At 75.2% G+C, this 2,970-nt stretch carries 2 protein-coding genes and 1 pseudogene; all 3 read right to left on the reverse strand.

What is annotated here, in order from left to right:
- Positions 1–85, reverse strand: an 85-nt coding sequence (locus IH13_RS44140; protein ID WP_234433463.1) for an acyl carrier protein, incomplete at its 3' end; no start/stop codon positions are given.
- Positions 85–1,908: an SDR family oxidoreductase gene (locus tag IH13_RS38990; protein ID WP_082317775.1), complete on the reverse strand. Its 1,824-nt coding sequence runs from the start codon at positions 1,906–1,908 to the stop codon at positions 85–87. The genes IH13_RS38990 and IH13_RS44140, both read right to left, overlap by 1 nt.
- Positions 1,909–2,683: 775 nt before the next feature.
- A pseudogene (locus IH13_RS45860) lies at positions 2,684–2,923 on the reverse strand (hypothetical protein); the annotation flags it as partial.
- Positions 2,924–2,970: the final 47 nt, after the last annotated feature.

The raw sequence follows: 2,970 nt of genomic DNA on the forward strand, positions 1-2,970 counted from the left end.
GTACCGTCGGGTGGTCGAAGGTGATCGAGGCGGGCAGCGGTAGCCGGAACACCTGCTCCAGGCCGGACTTGACGTTCTGCGCCATCAGCGAGTCCAGGCCCAGGGAGACGAACTCGGCCGACTCGGCCAGTTCGTCGCCAGTTGCAGGACGGCGGCGACCTTCTCCCGCACCACCTGAGTGATCAGGCCCCTGCGCTCCGGCGCCGGCAGCGCACCGAGCGAGGCCGCGTCGAACCCGTCGTCGGCGGTGTCGTCCTGCCGGGCGAGGCGGTCGTAGAACTGGTCGCCGGTCGCGCTGCCGGCCACGTAGCGGTCCCAGTCGAACTCGCCCACCACCCGCTGGGTACGCGGCCGGCCGCCCCAGAGCCGGGCCAGTGTGTCCAGGGCCCTGGTCGGGGAGAAGAAGCGGACGCCGCTGCGTTCGATCTCGCGGCTGAGGTGCTCCTCCAGGCGGGCGGACATGCCGACCCTGGCCCAGGCGCCCCAGTTGACGGAGAGTCCGGGCAGCCCCTGGCGGGTGCGCCACTCGGCGAGGCTGTCGAGGCCGGCGCTGGCCGCCGCGTAGTGCCCCTGGGTGGCGCCGCCGAGGACGGAGGCGATCGACGAGTACGTCACGAAGAACGCCAGCTCCGGGAAGGAGCTCCGCGCGGCCTCGTGCAGCAGCCAGCCGCCGTACGCCTTCGCCGCGAGCTGGGCGTCGATGGACTCCCAGGTGAGCTCGGCGATCAGCTTCTTGTCGTAGGACCCGGCCGCGTGCACGATCCCGCCGACCGGCCACGGTCCCGCCTCCACCTCGCCCACCAGCTCGCGCACGCCCTCCGGGCGACTCACATCGGCCCGTACGACGGCGAGTTCGGCGCTCTCGGCGAGTTCCGCCAGGACGGGCGCGGCCTCCTCGGTGGGCTTTCCGCTGCGGCTGACCAGGGTCAGGTGGCGGGCGCCCAGGGCGACGAGTTTGCGTGCGGTGACCAGGCCGAGGCCGCCGAGACCACCGGTGACGACATAGGTGCGGTCGGGGCGCACGGTGTCTTCGGGGGCGGCTTCGGTGTCCGCCGCGGGCGCGGACGGTTCGTCGTCGGACCCGCCGGGCAGGTCGACCCACACCTCGGCGGCCGGGTCGAGGAGGGCGGTGCGCAGGGCCTCGCCCGTCTCGTCGAGGCGGAAGTGCCGGGTGCCGTCGTGCGGCTCGGGGTGCTGGGCGAGCACGACGGACGCGGACGGGACGGTGAGCGTGGAGCGCAGGGTGCCGTCGTGGCGTACGAGGACCTCGTCGCCCGCGGTGAACCCCGACGCCTCGCGGGCGGCGAGCACGGTGCCCGTGGCGAGGGCGCCGAGGACGGGCGGGGGTCCCTCCTCCTCCCGTTCGGCGCGCCCGGTGTCCAGGGCGGTCCGCGCGTCCTGGTCGGTGAGGGCCACGGCCACGACCCCGACCCGCACCTCGTCGGTGCCGGGCGCACGGTCCGCGGCGGGCACCAGGGCGAGGTCGGAGAGGTCGCCCGAGTCGGGGGCGCGCAGCTCGTAGCCGCCGCTCCAGGTGAGCGTGGAGTCACCGGCGAGCAGCCGGCGGACGTAGCGCCGCCCCGGCCGGTGGGCGATCTGGTACTCGCCCGGGGTCCCGGCCGCCCACTCGTCGAGCAGCGGCACGAGGTCGCTGCCCGGCGCGAGGTCGACGAGGGTGGTGCGGTACTGCGGGTACTCGGTGAGCAGGACCCGCCCGAAGCCCCACAGGGTCGCGGCGGCGAGGTGCCCGCCGTCGCCGGCCGGGTCGCCGGGGAGCCACTGGGCGCCTTCGGTGACCAGCCACAGCCGGGGCGGCCGGGGCCGGCCGGCCGCGTCCAACGAGGCGATCAGGTCGAGGAGTTCGCGGTAGTTGTCCTCGCACTCGGCGCGCATCCGCTCGGCGGACATGGGTCCTTGCCGCTGCCGCCAGGCCCAGCACACGTCGGTGACGGTCGGGTCGTCGAGGGCTGCTCCGGGGCCGGTGGCACCGGGCAGCCGGGTCACCCGCAGGCCTGCCGCCCGCGGGGGTGGCACCGGGTGTGCCGTCGGCGGTTGCGGGCAGGGCCCGCCGCACCCATGCGGGCCGGTGGAGGAACTGGCGGCGGCCCACGCGGCCCTCGGGGCGGGCGAGCAGGACGCCGAGGAGTTCGGTGACCGGGTCGCCGTTCTCCAGAAGGAGGATGTCGGCGACGCGGCGGTCCTGGTCGCCGTGGACGCGGGCGAGGACGCGGAGCCGCTCGCCGCGGGGCTTCCTGAAGTGGCGTACGGAGGCGATCTCGCGGGGCACGAAGACCGGGCCCTCGGGGTCGAGGACGACGGCGGCCTGCACCGCGGCCTCCAGCAGTTCCGCGGGTACGTGCTCGACCGCGGTGGCGCTGCGGCCGGTCAGCTCGCCGGTGACCAGACCGTCGCGGTGCCGGGAGGCGCGCAGCAGCTGCCGCATGCGCGGGCCGTGCGGGCGGCCGACGGAGCCGAGGTCGGTGTAGATGTCCTCGTCGTCGATCTCCTGGGCGGCGGGCGCCAGTTCGGCGTCCAGCTCGGCGAGTTCGGAGACCGGTACGACCGGTTCGGGCTCGGCGGCGATCAGGGCGGTGGCGTGGATGTTCTCCTCGCCGCCGACGAGGGTGAAGACCTCCGCCTCGGCGCCGCCCTCGGGACGCGGGCGCCACCGGGTCGTCAGGACCACGGTGGTGTCGGCGGCCAGGTGCAGGGGGGTGGGCAGCTTCAGCTCGCGGACGGCGGAACGGGTGTGTCCGCTGACGGCGTCCTGGAGCGCGAGCAGCAGGTCGACGTACGCGCCGGTCGGCAGTGTCGTGCGCCGGCCGTCGCCGAGGTCGGCGAGCGCACCCAGGTCCTCGACGGTGAATTCGGATGTGAACTCCCGTACTCCGCAGGCGAATCGCTCCTCCGTGCCGAGCAGCAGGTGGCGGGCCGCGCCGCCTGCCGTGCCCGTACGCCTGCGGCTGGCGG

This window comes from Streptomyces sp. NRRL WC-3549, assembly GCF_000721935.1.
Classification (GTDB): Bacteria; Actinomycetota; Actinomycetes; order Streptomycetales; family Streptomycetaceae; genus Streptomyces.